General features: G+C 43.9%; 16 protein-coding genes. 6 read left to right on the top strand and 10 right to left on the bottom strand.

What is annotated here, in order from left to right:
- Positions 1 to 30: 30 nt before the first annotated feature.
- Together NST74_RS08165 and ilvD are read left to right on the top strand one after the other, a co-directional pair.
- Positions 31 to 1071: an acyltransferase family protein gene (locus tag NST74_RS08165; protein ID WP_341111413.1), complete on the top strand. Its 1041-nt coding sequence runs from the start codon at positions 31 to 33 to the stop codon at positions 1069 to 1071.
- A gap of 316 nt (positions 1072 to 1387) precedes the next feature.
- The gene (gene ilvD, locus NST74_RS08160; protein WP_042125516.1) at positions 1388 to 3073 is read left to right on the top strand and encodes a dihydroxy-acid dehydratase; all 1686 of its coding nucleotides are present in this window, start codon (positions 1388 to 1390) and stop codon (positions 3071 to 3073) included.
- Positions 3074 to 3246: 173 nt separating this feature from the next.
- Here ilvD and NST74_RS08155 read toward each other — a convergent pair whose 3' ends face one another.
- Positions 3247 to 4647 carry a polysaccharide deacetylase family protein gene (locus NST74_RS08155; RefSeq protein ID WP_341111411.1) on the bottom strand — a complete coding sequence of 467 codons (1401 nt, stop codon included), beginning with the start codon at positions 4645 to 4647 and terminating at the stop codon, positions 3247 to 3249.
- Between the two features lie 208 nt (positions 4648 to 4855).
- Here NST74_RS08155 and NST74_RS08150 point away from each other — a divergent pair, with 208 nt between their 5' ends.
- Entirely contained in the window at positions 4856 to 6055 is a 1200-nt protein-coding gene (locus tag NST74_RS08150; protein ID WP_341111410.1) for an AI-2E family transporter, read from the top strand.
- On the opposite strand, the gene NST74_RS08145 is transcribed toward NST74_RS08150, so the two are convergent.
- The 8 genes from NST74_RS08145 to NST74_RS08110 form a co-directional block, all read right to left on the bottom strand.
- A complete protein-coding gene (locus NST74_RS08145) occupies positions 6016 to 7824 on the bottom strand; it encodes a peptidoglycan D,D-transpeptidase FtsI family protein (protein WP_341111409.1) in 1809 nt (602 codons plus the stop codon). The two genes, NST74_RS08150 and NST74_RS08145, sit on opposite strands and share 40 nt — an antisense overlap.
- Before the next feature lie 714 nt (positions 7825 to 8538).
- Positions 8539 to 10611 carry a methyl-accepting chemotaxis protein gene (locus NST74_RS08140; protein WP_341111408.1) on the bottom strand — a complete coding sequence of 691 codons (2073 nt, stop codon included), beginning with the start codon at positions 10609 to 10611 and terminating at the stop codon, positions 8539 to 8541.
- 48 nt (positions 10612 to 10659) lie between these two features.
- A complete protein-coding gene (locus tag NST74_RS08135) occupies positions 10660 to 11622 on the bottom strand; it encodes an acetylxylan esterase (protein WP_341111407.1) in 963 nt (320 codons plus the stop codon).
- Between the two features lie 518 nt (positions 11623 to 12140).
- The gene (locus NST74_RS08130) at positions 12141 to 13172 is read right to left on the bottom strand and encodes a glycoside hydrolase family 130 protein (protein WP_341111406.1); all 1032 of its coding nucleotides are present in this window, start codon (positions 13170 to 13172) and stop codon (positions 12141 to 12143) included.
- Positions 13173 to 13244: 72 nt separating this feature from the next.
- The gene (locus NST74_RS08125; protein ID WP_042186110.1) at positions 13245 to 14078 is read right to left on the bottom strand and encodes a carbohydrate ABC transporter permease; all 834 of its coding nucleotides are present in this window, start codon (positions 14076 to 14078) and stop codon (positions 13245 to 13247) included.
- Between the two features lie 3 nt (positions 14079 to 14081).
- Positions 14082 to 14963 (bottom strand): carbohydrate ABC transporter permease, encoded by an 882-nt coding sequence (locus NST74_RS08120; RefSeq protein ID WP_341111404.1) that lies wholly within the window; start codon positions 14961 to 14963, stop codon positions 14082 to 14084.
- Between the two features lie 127 nt (positions 14964 to 15090).
- A complete protein-coding gene (locus NST74_RS08115) occupies positions 15091 to 16461 on the bottom strand; it encodes an ABC transporter substrate-binding protein (protein WP_341111403.1) in 1371 nt (456 codons plus the stop codon).
- 319 nt (positions 16462 to 16780) lie between these two features.
- Complete coding sequence (locus tag NST74_RS08110) at positions 16781 to 17560, bottom strand: response regulator transcription factor (protein ID WP_341111402.1); 780 nt, start codon at positions 17558 to 17560, stop codon at positions 16781 to 16783.
- Positions 17561 to 17864: 304 nt separating this feature from the next.
- Here NST74_RS08110 and NST74_RS08105 point away from each other — a divergent pair, with 304 nt between their 5' ends.
- The 3 genes from NST74_RS08105 to NST74_RS08095 are packed head-to-tail and all read left to right on the top strand — an operon-like array spanning position 17865 to position 21221.
- The gene (locus NST74_RS08105; protein ID WP_341111400.1) at positions 17865 to 18815 is read left to right on the top strand and encodes a glycoside hydrolase family 113; all 951 of its coding nucleotides are present in this window, start codon (positions 17865 to 17867) and stop codon (positions 18813 to 18815) included.
- A 22-nt stretch (positions 18816 to 18837) separates the two neighbouring features.
- A complete protein-coding gene (locus tag NST74_RS08100; RefSeq protein WP_341111399.1) occupies positions 18838 to 20052 on the top strand; it encodes an AGE family epimerase/isomerase in 1215 nt (404 codons plus the stop codon).
- Positions 20052 to 21221 (top strand): glycoside hydrolase family 130 protein, encoded by a 1170-nt coding sequence (locus NST74_RS08095; protein WP_445668133.1) that lies wholly within the window; start codon positions 20052 to 20054, stop codon positions 21219 to 21221. The genes NST74_RS08100 and NST74_RS08095 overlap by 1 nt, the downstream gene beginning before the upstream one ends.
- A 77-nt stretch (positions 21222 to 21298) precedes the next feature.
- Here the strand turns inward: NST74_RS08095 and NST74_RS08090 are convergent, their stop codons facing one another.
- Complete coding sequence (locus NST74_RS08090) at positions 21299 to 21658, bottom strand: nuclear transport factor 2 family protein (RefSeq protein ID WP_341111397.1); 360 nt, start codon at positions 21656 to 21658, stop codon at positions 21299 to 21301.
- Positions 21659 to 21667 lie beyond the last annotated feature (9 nt).

Here is a 21667-nt window from a genome sequence, read left to right as displayed (position 1 = left end):
TAAAGCATCAAGCATCTTTGGGGGGAAGTCATGGTAGGGGATAACTCGCTAGACACACCTGGAAAGACCTTTTTTCTAAATTTACGTTTTGTTCTCATTGTCACTGTAATCGTTGGAAACGCCATAGAACCACTGATAGGCTCAATGAGCAGCTTGCATAGCTTATATTTGTGGATCTTCAGCTTCCATATGCCCCTCTTCGTGCTCGTTACAGGCTTTTTTGCCAATAAACACCTTACAGGGACGCAAGGCCGTCGCATAATCATGCAAATCGGACTGCAGTACATTATTTTTCAAAGCCTCTACTCTGTGCTAGACGCCGCCATATATCACGTACAGGGTATCCATCATTCTTTTTTCGCCCCCTATTTGCTCTTATGGTTCCTGGCAAGTCATGCCTTCTGGCGTTTGCTAATGATCGGGATGCGTAAATGGACGCCTGCCATGCAATTCATTTTTGCTATCGTTGCTGGAATTGCCATTGGATACCTACAACTTGATGGCATATGGTTCAGCATTAGCCGCACTTTCGTATACCTGCCATTTTTCGTATTAGGTTATCATTTTCCGTTCCAGACCTTTTTACGCTTTTTTCAAAAAAAGATTAAAATCACTGCTGCCGCAGTCTCCATCCTTCTATTCCTTCTGTTTGCATCTTGGGGCTCAGAGTTCCCGATAGGCTGGCTTTACGGAAGTATGACTTACATGCAGCTTGGACTTCATGAATGGTACGCAGGAATTTATCGGTTAGCTGTTTACGGTCTGCAAATCACTGCTGCAATAGCCTTTATGGGGTGGATTCCTTACTTGCTCAGCCGGATGACTGACTGGGGTTCCCGTACATTGTATGTTTTTCTACTTCACGGATTTATCATTCGTTTTGCCGCCGTTTCTGGCCTGTACTCCTATATCAACCATTCTATAGGCGCCGTCTTATTAGTGTTCTCCGCAATCTTACTAACCATTCTCTTAGCCCAACCAAGTGTAAAACGACTGATGCATCCTATTGTTGAGCCCCCCGTTGGCTGGATGATCACCCTGCAGCGTGTTGCCTTAAGGCGCTCATTATAAGTGGCCTATCCCCTAGCGGATAGGTTTTTTTATACGATTTAAGGCTGCTCTCCTCATGAGAAACTTCACATTGTCCGGTAGAAAAAACGTGCTCTTTGTGATAGACTCACTAATAACAATGACTTTTCCGTTCATTATAGGCGGGAAACGTTTATACCAAAACAGCGGCATAATTTATAGAATCGGCTTCGCCCTTCTTCTCTAGGAAGCTCGTCCCCGTTCATTCTATAAACCGTATATACGCAGGTCTTTGGAGTTCATTGCGTTAATGCGACACTATATTTCATTGCAATTTATTTAGGGGGGAAATGTCAATATGGCAGCTAAGAAAATGCGTTCAGACATGATTAAAAAAGGCTTTGACCGTGCTCCACACCGTAGTCTCCTGCGTGCAGCCGGAGTAAAAGAAGAAGATTTCGGAAAGCCGTTTATTGCGGTCTGCAATTCCTATATTGATATTGTTCCAGGTCATGTGCATCTGCAAGAGTTCGGTAAGATCGTTAAGGAAGCGATTCGTGAAGCTGGCGGCGTTCCTTTCGAATTCAATACGATCGGAGTAGATGACGGTATCGCAATGGGACATATCGGCATGCGTTATTCACTGCCAAGCCGTGAGATCATCGCTGACGCCTTGGAAACTGTAGTTTCCGCGCATTGGTTCGATGGCATGGTCTGCATCCCTAACTGCGATAAAATCACACCGGGTATGATGATGGGCGCACTGCGTGTCAACATCCCAACCATGTTCGTAAGCGGCGGACCAATGAAAGCCGGCGTAGACAGTAAAGGTAAAAAACTCTCCCTTACCTCCGTATTTGAGGGCGTAGGTGCTCACCAAGTCGGCAAAATCAACGATGCTGAGCTGCTTGAATTAGAACAATTCGGTTGTCCTACCTGCGGATCTTGTTCAGGAATGTTCACAGCCAACTCCATGAACTGCTTGGCAGAAGCACTTGGACTTGCATTGCCAGGTAATGGTACCATCCTAGCTGTAGCTGATGAGCGTAGAGAATTTGTACGCAGATCTGCTACTCAATTGATGGAATTAATTAAATTAGATCTTAAACCAAGAGATATCGTAACTAAGGAATCCCTAGATAACGCTTTTGCACTGGATATGGCAATGGGCGGATCCACCAATACGGTGCTGCACACCCTTGCGCTAGCTCAAGAAGCTGGTATCGATTATCCGCTTGAACGTATTAACGAAGTGGCTAACCGTGTTCCTTATTTGGCGAAGCTGGCTCCAGCATCCGATATTTTCATCGAAGATGTGGACCGCGCAGGCGGCGTTAGTGCCGTCTTGAATGAACTGCTGAAGAAACCAGGTGCTCTGTACGGAGACTGCATGACGGTTACCGGCAAAACATTAGCCGAAAACGTAATCGGACATGAGATCCAAGATACTTCCGTAATTCATAAGATCGATAACCCTTACTCCGAAAGAGGCGGTCTCGCCGTCCTATACGGCAACCTGGCTCCTGAAGGTTCCATCATTAAAGTAGGTGCAGTAGATGCTTCTGTTGGCGGATATCACAAAGGTCCTGCGATCTGCTTTGATTCCCAAGAATCCGCACTCGAAGGTATCGCTAACGGTAAGGTTAAAGAAGGCCATGTAGTCGTTATCCGTTATGAAGGTCCAAAGGGTGGACCGGGAATGCCGGAAATGCTAGCTCCTACTTCGCAAATCGTGGGCATGGGTCTGGGTGCTAAGGTTGGTCTGATTACTGACGGACGTTTCTCGGGGGCTTCCCGCGGAATCAGTATCGGTCATATTTCTCCAGAAGCTGCTGAAGGCGGCCCGATCGCTTTTGTTGAGGATGGTGACATCATTGAACTCGACCTCAACAATCGTAAGATTGAACTGCTGGTTGACGAAGAAGTATTGGCGGTTCGCCGTACAGGCTGGAAAGAGTTTGAGCCTAAAGTTAAGACTGGTTACCTGGCTCGCTATTCCAAAATGGTTACCAACGCAAGTAACGGTGCAGTACTGAAGATTTAATTCGCATACCCTAGTTCTAATTGTCCCTAGCATACAAGAGCAGTCCACCTTAGATAATCTATGGTCGGACTGCTCTTTTTTATTGGACATAAGAAAAGATGCCCCACAATCCATTTCTGGTTTGTGAGGCATCTACATTGCCGTTCATTATATAAGACTAATAATATCAAGAATCAATTCGTTACTGTTGCTCCTGGTAATTCCACTTCTGAAAGTGAATCGTTAAGCGACAATGCTTCCTCTTGCTGTGGTTTACGTTTTCTTACTGACCTTTCATCATGAGGCAGTTGCTGATTCATCTTCTTGAGCAATTCTGAGACAGGCATCAAGATTAGCTTCGGTACAAGGACCTCACTCCGCTCCTTGAGCCTAGCACCACCATCTGGATGAATCACACTTAACAGGATCTTTAAGTAAAACTTGGTGGAGCGTGCGAATAAACCATCCGGCAAATCATGTACACTAAAGCCGAATTTCTCTGGCCCACGGTTTATCATACTAACCCCATAAAGTGCTTTGGCTTGCGCAAGATCCACATCCTTGGCAATGACTTCCGCCAGCATTGGCAACCCTTTCTCCATTCTGCGGATCATTCGAATCGCAAGTTGAGCAGAAGAACGAGAATGAATACCTAATTCGAATAATTGCTTGTTATCAATATGCAGCTCAATGATTTTATCGCCTTTTCTCAGCTGAGTTCCATCACCGAGTTGAACAGGCTCTCCCTGATATTTACGCATTCGATAATGCATGAATGGATCCGCCGGGTTAATCGTCTTAAGCTGGAACAATGCTTGAAATACTTGCTCCCAAGCCAACCAGAGTCCTACCAGTACTCGTTTACCAAAGGATAAACGCCGAATCGGTGATTTCTCCGCCATCTTGATCATGTCATCCACTCGAATGCTACGCAGTCCTCTTCTTTGGGCTTCCTGCAGCGTCAGTTCAAGGGCTACAAGCATATTCTCGGGTGCGTCCGGATCGGCACCCAGCGTTGTACCGCTATCATGCAGCAGCATTACTTCACCGGGATTCAATCGGGCAAGCATTTTTTCGGTGAGCCGCTGCGCACCAAGCTTCTCACGCCAATCGCCAAACATTACCGACCAAAGAACAATTTCAACTTGGCGACGCTTAGAAATATCGAACAAATTGACAATCCCCCAAGGTGGACGGTAATACGTACTACGCTCGCCTATTATGTTGTAGATAATATCGTTCGTGCGCTGAATCTGCCGACGAACGGTTGCGGGCCGCATGAGCCAGTTCGTCTTGTGAACATAATTATGAATTCCAATAAGATGTCCCTCTTCATGTATCCGCCTAATAAGCTCCGGATAACGTTCAGCGTTAGATCCTACTACAAAAAAGGTTGCTTTTGCATCATACTTCTTCAATAAATCCAGGAGTAACGGTGTAAATCGAGGGTCAGGTCCATCGTCAAAGGTCAACGCGAACTCATTCAGCCCAGTTCCTTTACGAAAGACACGGTAACCAAAAATGCGGCTAATCATACCCGGGATAAAAGCATAAAAAGATGAGATATAAAATAACCAGAGCAGCAAAGTCTGCATATGAATTCCTCGCTTTTCCAGAGTTGACTTTGGCTCGCCTTACGTCTGCAAGCAGAACCTGTGATACGGCCAAGTGAAATTAGACAAAAAATACGTTACCCCCTATTTTAACACATGTATCAAAGAAATAGACGTTTTTTAAGTAAAATCATGTACAATGTATTCAACCTGACCTATCAACAATTTAAAGAGGGAGTTGTTTATATCTATGCTGCCGTTATACAAAAAATATTGGCGCACGTTCTTCGACATTGGATTAATTGTCCTCACGGTCTATCTGGTTATGTTTGCCTTCAGTAAATTGTATCAGTTAGCTGCACCTGTATTCCTATCTTTTTTTGTATTTTTGCTTATTGAACCGCTTGCCCGTTTCTTGAACCGGCGGGGACTAGCCAAACCATTCGCTTCGGCAATCTCAGTGCTTCTGTTTCTAATCGTTCTTCTAGGTACGTTATTTGGTGCTGGGCTATTGGTCACGATCCAAGCGCTTCATTTTCAAGATAATCTTCCTAAGTATACATATGTGGTACAACAACATTTCGCGGAATTCACAACCTACCTTCAGCAAAAAATCAATAGCCTGCCGCCGGATATTACCGACAAAGTGAATGGATACTTTAAAGATGCCACGAATGTTCTTACTGGATGGCTTGTTGCTTTTCTAAAATACATGGTCGGTGTTCTTGGATCCTTTTCCTCTTTCATGGCCAATTTTGGGATTGCCATTATTTTAGCATTTTTTCTTAGTATGGAAATTAAAGACTGGCGCAAAATCGCCCATGACAAAATGCCAAAAACATTTAAAACCGCTTATGCCTTTTTGCAGGGTAATGTATTTAAAGCCATCGGCTCTTATTTAAAAGCTCAGCTTATTCTGATCAGCATTACCTTTGTTATCGTACTGGTTGGCTTATTCATACTAAGGACCGGTAACGAAATCACTATGGCGCTTATCTGTGCTGTATTTGATGTCTTGCCACTGCTTGGTGTAACAACGATTTTAGTTCCTTGGATTATTTATCTGTTCATTGTTGGCAATACCTCTTTAGCAATCGGTCTAATCGTACTTCTCGCGATTGTACTGATTGTAAGACAGCTACTGGAGCCTAAGATTACCGGGAATTCGATTGGCGTATCGTCCGCTTTTCTAATGCTGTCCTTCGTCATTCTGTCCACATCTGCTTTCGGTATGGCCGGTCTGATCCTGTCGCCGATTCTGCTTATTCTGATCAAAGAGCTTATCCAACAAGGATATCTTCAGAGCTGGATCTATTTGCCTCAAGAGGAGTTTATCGTTTCGCCCTTTGCCGCAAACGGCCCTTCATCTAAGGGCAAGGCTACTCCTGCTCCTGCTGCTCCTCCGGAGACTCAAGCTTCTGACGAATCCGATAACAAATCAAATATCTGACCGAACAGCTTAATGGCAAGATGCTGACTGTCCGGAGCGACATTCTCTACAGCAACTGATACAGCATATCTTGGGTGATCCACCGGACCGTAGCCGATAAACCATTGATTGTTGCGTGCTATACCCTTAACTTGGGTCTGTGCCGTCCCTGATTTACCTGCAACGGGCCAGTGTGTGCTTTGTAGACGGGTTCCGGTGCCTTCCGTCACTACTTTGCGCATCATGGACAGTAACTGGCGGGCTGTAGACTTAGAGATCCTACCTGCGGAGGATGGGGACAGATGACCCGGAAGCTCCTCCAGCTTCTGTCCATTTGCAAACGTGACTCGCTGCAGAATTCTTGGTGCTCTTACTTCCCCACCATGCAGTAGCGTTACGATTAGATTTGCTGCTTGTAAAGGTGTGACTTGCACATCTCGCTGTCCAATTGCAGTCTGTACCCTGGCTCCCTTGTCATCTGGAAGTAAGGTAGTGAAGATGGTCCCCTTTTGCTCGCCGGCTAGTGGTTTTAGAAGTGGGAACCCAAGCGTCTTCTCCGCTTGCCAGCTAATATCTCTTCCAAGTCCTAGCGCAAATGCTGTTGATTGAAGCTGAACACCGCTCAATCGCTCTGCCAGAGCAGCAAATACAGTATTACAGGACACGGCAAATCCTTGCGCCAGCGTAAGGGGGCCGTGTCCTTTTCCTGTCAGGCAAGACAATCCATATTTCTCATATTGCCCTGAACAATAAAAAAGCTCGTCAGCGGAGGTTACACCCGCTTCTAACGCTGCGGCGGCTGTAACGATTTTGAAGATCGATCCAGGAACGGCGGCCTGGAGCGCCCGATTATTCCACTCCCCCCCTTGAGGAGATATCTTCTCTGGGTTATAGAAGGGTAAAGATACCATGGCTTCGATATCTCCCGTCCCGCTGTCTAACACCACTATGGCTCCTTCCTTCATTCCGGATTTGAGCGCTAACGCCTCAATCTCCTCCTGAAGCTTCTTATCAATTGTTGTATATAAAGACAGTGGGAAATAAGGATTGCCCGGTGCTTTAACTTGGATGGGGCTGCCTGGAAGGCGATTGCCTCGCGCGTCCACTTGTACATAAGCTTCGGTGTGACCCACACCTTGAAGCAAAGGCTCTAACGTCTTTTCTAAACCATCCGTTCCTGTCATAGGTATTCTAAGACCCGTAGGAGAGGCTTTAGCTCCAGCATGCATGGTGGCTTCCGATAAATAGCCTAGCCATTGCCGACCTGAAGAATTCCCGTCATATCTGCGTGCAAAAGGAAGCACGCCTACTCCGTCAATCCCCAGTGCACTCACTTCTTCTGCCTGTGCCTGGGACAACGCGAGGGGTTCTTTTCCCACTGAAGATGGCCAAAGTAAAGGTTCTTTAAGCGAAGATCGCTTATTCAGCAGTTGTTCATAGCTGACACCCAGAATCTCCGCCAGTCGGTGCATGGGTTTCGCTTCTTCGTAAACAACCTTCGTCACAGGTTTCTTAGCCATCTCCTCCTGTGGAAAAAACGCCGCCGTCCAAATAGTTTCCCCGGCAAGGGGTTCATTCTTGCGGTCATACAGACGTCCCCGACCACTGTCCAGTACCGTCTCCCGTTCACTTTGAATTTCCGCCATCTTCGCAAGTGTATATTTTGTTCCAGGAACCGTCTGTTCCTTCATAATTAGTTGAACCCACGCCAGCCTAAGGATCAACACGGCTACAGCCGCAGATAAAATAAAAAGACCGCTGAATACACGCCGGTGTTTGTTATTACGCAATGTCTTCCCTCCTGACCAGACTCAACACTATTATGTCCCACCTACATCCATTAGAATCGCCATAAATTTGCCTTCACAACATCAGTAGCAAAATTTTTTTCCAAACAAAAACGCCTTCGTCGTCCTGTAAGAACGGAAAGCGTTTGTCCTTCTGTTTCATTTATCACCTCACCAGCAATGCGTTCGGACGCCAGGGACTTTATCGGACTAAAAATTACGATATCGCCCCTGATTATGATGATTAACGTCTCTCGAGTCCGCAACTCCCCCCATAAGCATCAAAATGCGCAAATAGCTGCATCTGAGTCCGTTACACATAAGCAATTGATTCGTAATGTTTATTTTCTGGTAGAGTCGTTGTATTTCGTGCAGCAGAATTTTTATAAATCATGCTGAATTGTAATTCGATTATATTTTGTACAACCAATAAATAAAAAATGCCCTTTAATAGCATATTTCCAGTAGTTTGATTGCACAAAGTGCAGTAGATGTTATTTTATGAGCGGAAATGGCGTCTTCTATTGTACATTCTGCAATGTAACGTAATGTTTGCCTTCAGATCAGCAGGTTCGTAGGGTCGTTTTTCGGGCTTATCTAGACTATCTTCAGATGCATCTGGATTATTTTATACTGGCTACATGCCGCTCAAAACAAAGAACCGCTTCTCCTAAAGGAATAAGCGGTTCTTTAATTTAGTATTCTGTTAAGCCTACTCTACACGCTGAACTTGGATAATTTCTCCTTTAACTGCAAGGATGCATCCTCCAGCTTCAAAGAAAGCTCTACCAAATGATCACTTACACTTTGTTGCTCTCCACTAAGTGAGGCAACCTCTTGAGATGCAGCTGATGATTCCTCAGCTATAGAGCTTACGTTGCTCATCGAATCGGATAGAACCTTTTGCGATTGGCTCAGGCTGTCCATCGACACAGTTACAGCATTCAGACGGGCGATAAAATGCTGCATCTGATCCTGCACAGAAACGAAGATATTGCTGGTGCTCTGCACGGAGGTCATTTGCTGATTAAAAAGCGGTGCAACTTCTGATAGAACCACAACTGTCTCGTTCATATCTCTCATTACGGTATCTGTTATTTCTGCCACAACAGCAATAGACTCTTTCGATTGATCAGCAAGCTGGCGTATTTCATCAGCTACCACCATGAATCCGCGTCCAGCCTCGCCTGCTCTTGCTGCTTCAATGGTGGCATTCAGAGACAAGATATTCGTCTGCTGAGTAATATTTTGCATCACATTAAGAACCTTCATAACGGAAGATGCCGTTTCTGTCAGCTCGTTAACCTTCATCACAAGCTGATTCGTCTTCAGGCCCGTCCTATTCGTCTCATTAAGTAATTCTTTCAATCTGTTGAAACCTTCCTCACTGAGTTCGCCGATGCTGTGTGCGGTATGATCCATCTCGTGAGTAGCTGAATTGACTAAATCCATCTGTACCGAAATTTGCCCCGTCAACGCATTGCCACGATCAGCTTCCAAGGCTAGACTGCCTGCACCACCCGCAATTTCTTCCGTGGCCGCGGCAATATCCATGGCTGCATCAGCTGTCTTACGTGATACACCGCTAAGCTCATCGGCGGTTTCCAGTACCTTCTGAGCAGTTTCATTCGTATGAATAACCAGCTCTGTTATCCGTTCCATCATCATGTTAAAAGAGCTGGATAACTGGCCGATTTCATCACGTGAGGTGATATTCGTACGCACTCCTAGATTCCCTTCGGCTCCCTCAGACATCAGATTCTTAAGTCTGGTCAACGGACGAGATACCATCCTTACCATCCAGTACCCAATCAGAATCGCGATAACTGCCGCTACAGCTACGATAAGATAGGTAGTGTTGAGAATACGCAGCGCGTCTTTCGTCAAGTTCTCAGCGGGTACAACACCAAGTAATCGCCATCCCGAGGTTTCTAGTGTCCCATAGACAGCTAATATGGATTTCCCCTTCTCATCCTTTGTTGGCAATGACCCTGCTGTATTCTGCAGCCCCCCCAGAAGCGTTCCTCCCAGATTCAAATATGTATCCGTCCCCACTTGCTGAGAAGAGGCAATCAATTCATCCTTATTCGTCAGCAATTGCATGTAGGAGCCTGTTCCAAGATCTACTTTGCGAAGCTGATTTTCTAATTCGCTAATTCTGATATCACTAATGACTATGTATCCCGAGCTTTTAGAATCACCGGCAATCGATTTAGCCAAATGGAAAACACCTGACGTATTTCCTTCCTGGCCCTGTAACTCACGTGGAATCCATACACTCTGCGGCTTCTCCACTAGCTGCTTAAACCATGAGGATTCTTTGAAACTCTCAATAAAAGCGTTATCTTTTGTACCCGCCGAAGAAATTGGAAAACCTTCATTCATCGGAATAAGGTATACGGCTTCCACACCGTTTGAAGCAGTGAGCCAATCATTTAGCTCCGCACTAATCTGATTAGACAGTACCTTACGTTCCTCATTACTTGTAGTGGGATTATTCCCTTGTTTGAGTGCATTTTGAATTTCATTGTCGTACAAGATTCTTCCTAGACCATCCTCATAACGTAACAATTCCACATCAAACTTCTCGGCGGTTTGAACGACTGTCTGTTGATTGGCTGACAGCGCATTCGTCTCGATCGTATGCTCTGCTACGGAATAGGAAGTGTAGCCAAGCGAGAGCACGAGCACCATCGTCGAAACAAAGAAGATGAGAAAAAGCCGCACCCCAATGGATTTGGATGGATGCAGCTGGAATGCCCTTTTTTCTTTTTTTACTTGTTCTTTCATCTAATCATTCACCACCATTGTTGTCTGTAATGCCTACTGGCTTATCATTTACAAGGTCATGAACATTTGTAACACCCGATCGGCAAGATACGGCAAATACTCATGACCGTACTCATAATAAACCATAAGTTCTTTGGGCGCTAGTACTTTGTTGTATGCGGCAAACTGTGTAGAAGGGGGACAAATCGTATCGGATAACCCTGTAACCCACAACACGTTACCCTGAATTCGCTCTGCGAGATTCTGAATATCGATGTAGCCCAGTCTATTAAAAATCTCTTCCTCACGTAAATGATGCGGATCAAAAAAGCGGAAATAGTAGTTAATTTCCTCATAAGCTGACGTAGTGATATCAAGCTCCCAAGCCCGTCTGTAATCCGAAAGAAACGGGTACACAGGAACAGCCATACTCACCCGCGGCTCTAATGCTGCACAAGCTACTGTAAGCGCTCCGCCTTGAGATAAACCAAAAGCACCTACACGTCCCGGATCAACTTCTTCCATAGCCATCAATATTCGAGCAGTCTGTGCTGTATCCAGAAACACATTACGATAGTAAAGATTGTCCGGATTAGGATCATCAATGCCGCGAATGATGTGTCCACGAATGGTTGTGCCTTTTACAGTTAGATTATCCTCGGAAAGTCCGCCCTGTCCCCGGCAATCCATTGCAAGAACGCTAATTCCATGGGCCGCATAAGTCACCTTCTCCATCCAATCCCCGCTGTCACAGGAATATCCGTGGAACATCACTACACCTGAACCTTTTTCTGACCCTCTTTTCTTCGGTCTTACATATTTACAATGGATTCTTGCTCCGCCAACGCCGGTAAAATAGAGATGAAAACATTCTGCCAGCTCGCTGACAAACTCCGCAGGCTCTAGTTCATACTCTAGTGACTGGGCGTCCAGATCACGCAAAGCCTGCTCCCAAAATGAATTGAAATCATCCGGCTTTGGGCTGCTTCCGTTATAATTTTTCAATTGTGACAATGTCATGTCGCTTCCCATATTAAGATCCTCCTTTAGGTTTTCCCTCTCGAAAATAATGGAAACGGAAAATCCTCTGAATCGGATTTTCCGTTCGTTTTTCTAATAACAAGACTCGATAATTGCACTTTCTGCAACTATTTACAACAAAATATATGTGTTGTTCATTTAATTGCACTCCATACAACTAAATTTGCTCACAGCAGGGATTACGAGGCAAATCGCCTGAGATAAGTGTACAATGTGCAGCTATTTACACTAAACATCACCAAACAGGTTAGTTTAAGTACACTCTGTGCAATCAGCTAGAGCGAAAACGAGCATAAAATTTATTTTTGCGGAAAACCATTGCAGAGAGTGCAATAGATTCTATTTTTCAGACGAAATCGAGAGTTTCTATTGCAAAGAATGCAATGAAAAGCCCAAATCAATGAATATAGAGCTCACAACGTGTAGAACCCAGCATCAAAACACAGCGCCAAGCATCTACCCAATTTCACTCTAACAAAAAGTTGTTCCCCAAAAGATTGCTCACCCTATTAGATCTTACCTAAACCCGCATCGTCTCCAACCTCTTCATGGGTGTCGATCACATAGTTGACGATTTCATCAACCGTTGTATAAGCAACGCCTACATAAGTATCAGCAGCGCCATAATAGATAGCGATATGACCGGTTTCTGCATCATGCAGAGTAGCACATGGGAAAAGAACGTTATTTACAAAACCTCTTTCCTCGTACCATTCTTCCGGTGTTAATACGAAGTTCTTTGAGCGATATTTCACCTTCGAAGGCTCATTAATATCCAAAATAACCGCGCCCATGCTATATACAAGACCGTTGCAGGTTCCAGTAACGCCATGGTAGAACATCAACCAGCCTTCTGTAGTTTCAATCGGTGCAGGTCCGCCGCCAATCTTGACACTTTGCCACCAGCCTTGACCACCTTTACTCATCACATGGCGGTGTTTACCCCAATATACAAAGTCAGGACTCTCACTAAGGAATACATCACCGAATGGTGTATGACCACTGTCACTTGGACGGGACAACATCACGAAGTTATTGTTGATTTTTCTTGGAAACAATACGCCGTTCCGGTTGAAGGGTAGGAATGGGTTTTCCAAGCTGATAAATGTTTTGAAATCTTGTGTTTTAGCTACACCGATTGCTGCACCGTAGAAATCAGTACACCAGATAATATAAAATGTATCTTCGACCTTAACTAGACGTGGATCGTAAGCATAACGCGGCTGATAAGGTTTACCTTCTTCATCTATAAATTGGATCGGCTCATCATCAATCTTCCAATCCAGACCGTCAACACTTTGTCCCATACGCAGATGTGGGCGAGTTGTGTTATCTTCTACACGAAATACTCCGATAAAGCTACCTTCATACGCAGCAACCGCACTATTAAAAATACGCGCCACACCTTTTGCAGGATTTCTCTTGATAACCGGGTTATCATTATGTCTCCAAATCGGATTCTCGTAGCCAGCAGGCTTATCCTGCCAAGGCATATTAGGGATGTTAATTGCACTAGCTCCTACCAATTTCACTTCACTCATTAGTATTCCCTCCAAATGTATGCAACCTATCGAGTTGCTATTTTATCTATTAAAGTTATTAAATCTACTAACTCACTTCACTGAACCTTGCGAAAATCCATTGTAGATATACTTTTGCAACGCGGTAAACACAACCAATGTCGGGATAATTGCGATCATAATCGCCGCACATATGACTTCCCACTGTGATCCATATGGACCTTTAAACTTAAAGAGTGCGGTGGAGATCGTTTGGAGATCTGTTTTCGGCATATAAAGGAAAGGAGTGTAAAAATCGTTATAAATATTTACGCCCTTCACAATAATTACTGTCACAATCGCCGGCTTCAGCAATGGCAAAATAATTCTCCAATAAATCGTCCAATAAGAAGCTCCGTCCAGCATCGCGGATTCATCCAGTGATTCGGAGATCGAATCCAAGAACTGCATAAAAATATATACAGCGATAATATCCGTACCGAGGTACATTACGATGGGTGCCCATCTGGTATTAAACAAGCCCAAGTGATTGATGATTTGGAAAGTCGCCACTTGCGTGGTAACACCCGGAATCAGGGTAGCAATCAAAAACATACTGATGAGGACTTTACTACCTTTAAATTTGAAGCGGGATAAAATATAAGCCATCATCGAACCCGTCAGCGTTGCACCCAGGATAGAGATCACAACGATAATGACCGTGTTTTTAAAACCAAGAAGCATTTTGCCATCAACAAAAGCCTTAGTGTAGTTAGAGAAATTCAGCCAATTCTCTGGCAGTGTTAACGGTCCGGTAGAAGCATATTCTGGCCCTGTCTTTAATGAGGCGAAGAATACAACTACGATTGGTATTAATGCTGCAAGTGCTCCCAAAATCAAGGTGAGATATTTGAATATACTAGCAGTGGTATATTTTACAGAATGCATAGTTTATTTCTCCTCCTTGATCAGAACGCGCTGCAAAATAGTAACTACTATAACGATACCCAGCAAAACTACGGCCATCGCTGATGCTAATCCAACTTTGCTATATTTGAACGCTACATCGACTGTCTGAATAACAAATGTGCTACTTCCGTTAGATCCGCCTGTCATGACGTATGGAATTTCAAATACACCAATGGCGCCACTAACCGCTAAGATCAAGTTCAATTGCAGAATACGCTTAATACTTGGCAAAATAATATGCATAAACTGATGCCATCTGTTTGCACCATCAATCTCAGCGGCTTCATAAATATCCGAACCGATCGAGGAGATAGCCCCAAGGAAGATCAGGAAGTTCATCCCCATGTATCTCCACAGTGACGCACCTGCAAGTGAGAAGTTAATCAAATTCGGATTGAGCAGCCACTTCTGTTGTAAACCACTAAGTCCGAGCAGGTTAAGAATCGTGTCTAGCGTTCCATCTGGTTTGAAAAAGAAAAGAAAGATAAAACCGATGGCTACACCATTTAGCAAGGTTGGGAAGAACAAAATCCCTTTGAACAAATTTTTCATACGAACACTAAAGCTCAGAATGGTCGCAAAATATAAAGCAAGCGCCATCTGAATAAAGGTGGTGAAGAAATAATACAAGCTGACCTTAAATACAGAAAAATACTCCGGTTTCGTAAAAATAGTCTTGTAGTTCTCCAGCCCAACGTATTCCATATTTTTACTTAGTCCATTCCAGCTGGTGAAGCTGTATCGAAACATACTGATGACTGGATAATAAGCAAACGTTAGTAGTAATACGATCGGCACTAATGAGAACAAGAATATGATGGCAATCCGTTGATTTTTGTAACTCAAATTCGAAAACTTGAACACCCGATACACCTCCAGAAAAAGCATCCTCATTTATTTATGACTCATTTAAATGTGAAGGGGGAAATGCCTGTTAGCAAATCCCCTCCCACATCCACTACCGCCTATAGCATTTAAAAGCTTATAGATGTTACTGAGCTATGACTTTCGCGCGAGCGGCCTTCCACTTGTCATTCAGGTCTTTCATGATGTCATCATAGGATTCTTTTCTGTTGCCAATTGCTGCTTCAATAATGCGTTTCTTGAAGTCTGGCTGCCAAGCACCGATTTCAGCTTGCTTGTCAATTTCATCAGACCAGCCTTCTTCGCCGGCTTTAGCAGCTGCAAGTGTATCAAAGGTTACTTCAGTGCCTTCATATTGTTTCAGAATTTCTGGAAGCTCAGCACCGATAGCTGGGCTCATACCGCCACCTTCAGTCGTTGGATAGCCAGATTCGTTAATGAACCAATCCACCCAAGCTCTAGCAGCTTCTTTGTTTTTACTATGAACGCTGACACCCAGATTGTAGTCACCCGCTAGTGGTACAAGCACTTTATCTGCATTCGTAGGGAATGGCATAAAGCCAACGTCATCAGGGTTAGTAGCAAGGCCTTTAATTTGACCAATCGCCCAAGATCCAAGAACCATCGTGCCGATTTTTCCGTTTGCCAGATCCGCTTTGGAAGATTCCCAATCTGTTGTCGTTGGGTCTTCTTCAATCAAACCTTTTTGCGCTGCATCATATAGAATTTTGTACAGCTCATAGTGAGGTTGACCTGGAACATAGTTGTCATCACTAGCAACTTGACCAATGTTCACATAATCACGGTTACCAGCTACTGTAGCCAGATCCGCTTCCCATTGGGTCAATGTCCAACCTGCTGCATAGTTTGTGTACAACGGTACAGCTTTTGTTTTGTCTTTAACAGATTGCAGAGCAGTTAAGAATTGTTCAGGCGTTCTTGGAACCTGTGTAATCCCGGCATCTTTAAAGACTTGTTTGTTGTAAATAATGCCGTTAAAGTTGATGGTCATTGGAATTCCGTAAGCCATTCCGTCTACTGCACGCTCTTCCACACCTGTATATTGTTTTTGCATATCTTCGAGCGTACCTAGTGGTTCGAAGAAATCGGGAATATCTTTAATAGCTATGCTTGTAGGTAACAAAAGAACGTCGCCATAGTCACTAGTGCTCATGCGAATTTTAATTTGATCTTCGTAAGTAGCAAGCGCTTCAAAGTTTACCTTTACATCAGGATACTTCTCATTGAACTTAGCCGCATACTCTTTGAATACGGTATCAACAATATCCGTTCTTTGCGTAATAACCGTGATATCCCCTTTAATATCCTTGGTTGCTGCATCATCAGCCGGAGCTGCCGTCGCCTCTGTGGATGTCCCCTTATTCCCTGTGTTCTTTGCACCCTCATTGTTGGAGTTGTTGTTTGAGGAACAACCGCTAAACAATCCCGCAACAAGTGTCAGTGCCATTAAGCTCACTATTGTTTTGCCTTTTTTCATGCTTTTACGACCCCTCTCTTCGTTTCGAATCTAATTTTTAGTAAATAACAAAATAATAACTTTTATCATCACGAATAGTTGGGATGAGTATTTATCAATTCCACAATTATTGAATTACTCATGAAAACAAGTGATGATATCGCTTACATACTCATTATAAATCTATTTTTAACGCAAAACGATGGTTTGAATTGCTTTTTCTGGTCTTGTATTTGTTATTTTTGTTTTTGTTATTTATATTATGTTATATAATTTATCGAAAATAACCACAAAAAAAGAGAGCTTATCGCCCTCTTAAATAATAGCTTCCTATATAAGTCTAAAACTCTCGTTCCATTTTCGATATTTTACAGCCGCTTTTATAATCCTTAGGTGTCATACCACACATTTTCTTGAACAATTTATTAAAATAAACAGGATCACTATAACCTACCTTATCGGCAATTTCATAATTTTTCAGGTCAGGATGCTCCATCAGCAATTCTTTCGCCTTAGTAATACGAATCCGAATTAGATAATCGGTAATGGTAAGTCCCGTCTTTATTTTGAACAAACGGCTGAGGTAGCTCGCATTCATACCGACGGTCTCCGCCAAGCGCTCGAGTTCGAAGTTCTGATCATACTCCCTCTCCAGTATGCTCTTAGTCTGTTCAACTACGTAATGCTCTCCACCGTCTGCCGCTTGAGAGAACATCTCCTCCTGTTCTTTGACATTCTTTTTCTTCGCACCCTCTACTCTCTTGAGCAGTTCATATAGCTGAGTCTTATCAATCGGTTTTAATAAATAATCCATCACCCCATGACGGATTGCTCGACGGGCATATTCAAATTCACTAAACCCGCTAAGGACAGCAATAGGCATATCCTCCATCTGTCCTCTAACCTGTTCAATTAGCTTAAAACCATCCATTCTAGGCATTTTTATATCTGTAATAAGCAGATCCATATCCTCTCGGGATAACTTTTCAATATGCTCCCAAGCTTCCAACCCGTTTCCGTAGGATCCAATTACATGTACGTCTAATTCCATCCTGGATGTGATTTTTTCAAGCCCTCTGCGAATGACTTCCTCGTCGTCCGCAATCATAATATTTATCATTTGAGTACTTCCCTCCAGTTGTATCGGCCAGTTATTATGATTGCGCTATCATCACGAATAGTATTCTCCCCAAGTATTACGTCAATGTAGGATTGCGCTCATTTATAGTCTTGTCTTTACTATAACGAAAGTTATTCAAATTTCCCAGCCGCAACTATAAATTGTCCTTGAAATCATCTTCAAAAAAGTATATAACTAAATTAAGTTGTTATTATAAACTAACAAATTAATAATAACTATATAACAAAATTAAGTTTTTCTAATTTTTCTCTTTTCTATTTTCAATGTAAGGTGGGGATTCTCGATGCGATTTAACAACGAATACATTGCAGGTGTAACCTGGGGTTTCTCGGGTACTCGTGGTTCATGGAAAACAGAAGAAGCAGAACGTTCGATGGAACTCATGTCTTCAGTTACTGGAGCGAACTGGACAGCTATTGCTCTTAGTGCGCTTCAAGCTACCGCTCATTCAACGGAAATTCCCTATTGGGAAACTCCAACCGTTAGTGATGAAGAAGTGAAATCGGCCATCAGTAAAGCGAAATCATTACAGTTAAAGGTATGCCTGAAGCCGATTGTTAATTGCGCTGACGGAACTTGGCGTGCTCACATTAACTTTTTCGATAAGGATGTTCCTTGCGAGCCTAAATGGTCTGAGTGGTTCAGCTCATATACCAAATTCATTCTGCACTATGCCTCCATCGCTGAGGAAACAGGCTGTGAGATGTTATGTATCGGCTGTGAGCTTGTACAAACGGATAGGCGGGAAACTGAATGGCGCACACTTATTGCTGAGGTTCGGAAGGTTTACTCAGGAATTCTTACTTACAATTGCGATAAGTATCAGGAGGACAACGTAACCTGGTGGGATGCGCTCGATGTGATTTCTTCAAGTGGGTATTATCCAGCTAACGACTGGGAAGCTCAGCTAGACCGCATTGAGAATGTAGTGCGATCACAGAATAAGCCTTTCTTTTTCATGGAAGCCGGTTGCCCAAGCCGGAGCGGAAGCGCCGCGATTCCTAATGACTGGACCTTAAAGGGTGAACCGAACCAAGAGGAACAAAGCAAGTTCTATCGGGCAATGTTTCAAGGCTGTGAGCGCAGAGATTGGGTTCAGGGCTTTATGCTCTGGGACTGGCCTACTCAACTTTATCCCATTCATGAAGCTGCTAAGAATGATGATTATTGTATGTATGGCAAGCAAGCCGCAGGGATTATCAACGAATATTTCACCTCAAAAATCAATAAGTAATGTGAGGAGTGACTAATAACCAATGATTAATTCACCAGAATTATGGATTACTCAGCTTGAAGATGAGCTGCAGGGTAATATCCTCAGTTTTTGGATGAAACAAACGAAGGACAAAATTAATGGGGGATTTGTTGGCGAGATTGACAATCAGCTGAACACTAGTCCTGACGCGGAGAAAAGCCTTGTGCTTAACGCCCGTATTCTATGGTCCTTTGCGAGCGCTTACCGGATTTACGGCAAGACAGAATATCTGGCTATGGCAGAACGTGCCTATGCCTATCTGATGGATCACTTCATCGATAAAGAGTATGGCGGATTATACTGGATGGTCGATGCTGAAGGCAAACCTGCTCAGGAGAAAAAACAGATCTACGGCCAAGCTTTTGCTATCTACGCATTGGCTGAGTACTACCATGCGACCGAACGATCTGAGGTATTGGATGATGCGATTCATTTGTTCCAGCTTGTAGAGAAATACGGCTATGATTCTATTTATAAAGGTTATGTTGAAGCTTTATCCCGGGAATGGCAAATCACGGATAACCTAAGTCTTAGCAGTAAGGATATGAATGAGAAAAAATCTATGAATACGCATCTGCATGTGTTAGAGGCTTATACCGGACTTTTTCGAGTATGGAAGTCAAAGGAACTAGAGAGCAAGCTGGCTGAGCTAATCGAAACAATGCTGGATCATATCATTGATAAGGAAGGGAAGCATTTTCATCTTTTCTTAGATGAAGCATGGACTGTGAAATCAGATATTATCTCCTACGGACATGATATCGAAGGTAGCTGGTTACTTGTGGAAGCAGCAGAAACCCTTGGACATGAAGAACTACTGCATCGTGTACATACAGTAGCCATCTCCATGGCAGAGGCTGTTCTTGCGGAAGGCATAGATAACGACGGCGGAATATGGAATGAAGCAGACCCGAACGGATTACTGAGCAAAGAGAAAGATTGGTGGCCGCAAGCCGAGGCGGTTGTAGGATTCTATAATGCTTATCAGCTGACCGGTGACAGCAAATTTAACGAGGCTGCCCAAGCCTCCTGGACTTTTATTGATAAATATATGGTAGATCACCAGTTAGGCGAATGGTACTGGAGTGTAGATGAGAATTACCAGCCTTTAGCTCATGCTCCAAAGGTTAGTGCCTGGAAATGTCCTTATCATAACAGCAGAGCCTGCTTCGAAATGATCGCACGACTGAAATCAACTATAAAGGAGACTGTATAATGTCATTATTTCAAGAACGCAAACAACAATTAACAGATCGTTATGAAACACTGATCACCCGTAAAAATGAAAAGCTTCCTTATGGAAACGGTATTTATGACCGCTATGCTTATCCACTGCTTACCGCTGAGCATGCTCCCCTAATCTGGCGTTACGACTTCAACCCAGACACCAACCCTTTCTTCGCGGAAAGAATCGGTGTAAACGGTGTATTCAACCCTGGTGCGATTGAACTGAACGGCAAGTTCTATCTCGTAGCCCGCGTTGAAGGTAATGATCGCAAATCTTTTTTTGCTGTAGCTGAAAGTGACAATGGGGTGGATGGCTTCCGCTTCTGGGATCACCCAGTCGTGCTGCCTGAGACAGAAGTTCCGGATATCAACGTCTACGACATGCGCCTCGTAAGCCATGAAGATGGCTGGATCTACGGTCTCTTTTGTACAGAACGCAAAGATCCAAACGCCCCACACGGCGATCTTTCCAGCGCAGTAGCACAATGTGGTATTGTTCGCACAAAGGATTTAAAGACCTGGGAACGTCTTGCTGATCTTAAGACAGGTTCTGCTCAGCAGCGTAATGTGGTGCTTCACCCTGAATTCGCAGATGGAAAATATGCCTTCTACACCCGCCCACAGGATGGTTTTATTGATGCAGGCTCCGGTGGCGGTATTGGCTGGGGACTCTCGGATACCATTGAGGATGCCGAGATTACGAGCGAGACTATCATGGATGAACGCCACTACCATACCATCAAGGAAGTAAAGAATGGTCAAGGTCCTGCACCTATCAAAACTGCAAAAGGCTGGCTGCATATTGCTCATGGTGTACGCAATACTGCTGCTGGGCTTAGATACGTGCTCTATGCCTTTTTATCTGATTTGGAGGAGCCAAACAAAGTCACGCATTCACCAGGCGGTCATTTCATCGCACCAGACGGTGAAGAACGTGTCGGCGATGTCTCTAACGTCGTGTTCTGTAATGGTGTGATTGCACGCGATAACGGTGAGATCTACATTTACTACGCTTCCTCCGACACTCGCATCCATGTAGCTACAACTACCGTTGACCAGATGTTAGATTACGTGCTGAACACTCCTGAGGATCCGCTTCGCTCTTATGCTTGTGTACAGCAACGTATCGCTCTCATTGATCGTAATTTAGCACTGTAGGGTTTGGCTTTTAAACTTATACAGAAAAAAAAGCGTCCTCAGTTAAAGTTTCTACTGAGAACGCTTTTTTCTTCTTACTAGACACGGGCAGGTGTACCTTGATGGAAATACATCTTCCATTCTCCATTCCTACACTTCCATATTGAACTGCGCAGTGTATGTTGCTTCTTGTCTTCGTTATAGATTCGATAGGTTACTAACGCTATATCCTCAGACAACAGATGTAGCTCAAAATGACTCAGTGTCATTCGAACAACTCCTAGTCCTTCTTCAGGAATACCATCACTTTTATACCACATTCCACCCGAACTACCAATTTCAAAAAAATCGTCGGCGAGCAGCTTTGATATTTCTTCAGGAGAAGAACGAATTTCTGGCTTTAATAATTTTTCTTCTAGCTCGCGTAAATAGACCCCTAGCCTAGCCTCTCTCGTCATTCCCGATCA

Source organism: Paenibacillus sp. FSL F4-0125, assembly GCF_038008565.1.
Taxonomy (GTDB): domain Bacteria; phylum Bacillota; class Bacilli; order Paenibacillales; family Paenibacillaceae; genus Paenibacillus_AQ.
Note: the sequence above shows the minus strand (reverse complement) of the source record. Positions and strands in the feature narration are given on the sequence as shown.

What these genes read in the sequence shown, in the direction of transcription:
- NST74_RS08165 (WP_341111413.1), top strand. Translation starts at nt 31, where the DNA reads ATGGTAGGGGATAACTCGCTAGACACACCTGGAAAGACCTTTTTTCTA.
- ilvD (WP_042125516.1), top strand. Translation starts at nt 1,388, where the DNA reads ATGGCAGCTAAGAAAATGCGTTCAGACATGATTAAAAAAGGCTTTGAC.
- NST74_RS08155 (WP_341111411.1), bottom strand. Translation starts at nt 4,647, where the DNA reads ATGCAGACTTTGCTGCTCTGGTTATTTTATATCTCATCTTTTTATGCT.
- NST74_RS08150 (WP_341111410.1), top strand. Translation starts at nt 4,856, where the DNA reads ATGCTGCCGTTATACAAAAAATATTGGCGCACGTTCTTCGACATTGGA.
- NST74_RS08140 (WP_341111408.1), bottom strand. Translation starts at nt 10,611, where the DNA reads ATGAAAGAACAAGTAAAAAAAGAAAAAAGGGCATTCCAGCTGCATCCA.
- NST74_RS08135 (WP_341111407.1), bottom strand. Translation starts at nt 11,622, where the DNA reads ATGGGAAGCGACATGACATTGTCACAATTGAAAAATTATAACGGAAGC.
- NST74_RS08130 (WP_341111406.1), bottom strand. Translation starts at nt 13,172, where the DNA reads ATGAGTGAAGTGAAATTGGTAGGAGCTAGTGCAATTAACATCCCTAAT.
- NST74_RS08125 (WP_042186110.1), bottom strand. Translation starts at nt 14,078, where the DNA reads ATGCATTCTGTAAAATATACCACTGCTAGTATATTCAAATATCTCACC.
- NST74_RS08115 (WP_341111403.1), bottom strand. Translation starts at nt 16,461, where the DNA reads ATGAAAAAAGGCAAAACAATAGTGAGCTTAATGGCACTGACACTTGTT.
- NST74_RS08110 (WP_341111402.1), bottom strand. Translation starts at nt 17,560, where the DNA reads ATGATAAATATTATGATTGCGGACGACGAGGAAGTCATTCGCAGAGGG.
- NST74_RS08105 (WP_341111400.1), top strand. Translation starts at nt 17,865, where the DNA reads ATGCGATTTAACAACGAATACATTGCAGGTGTAACCTGGGGTTTCTCG.
- NST74_RS08100 (WP_341111399.1), top strand. Translation starts at nt 18,838, where the DNA reads ATGATTAATTCACCAGAATTATGGATTACTCAGCTTGAAGATGAGCTG.
- NST74_RS08095 (WP_445668133.1), top strand. Translation starts at nt 20,052, where the DNA reads ATGTCATTATTTCAAGAACGCAAACAACAATTAACAGATCGTTATGAA.
- NST74_RS08090 (WP_341111397.1), bottom strand. Translation starts at nt 21,658, where the DNA reads ATGACGAGAGAGGCTAGGCTAGGGGTCTATTTACGCGAGCTAGAAGAA.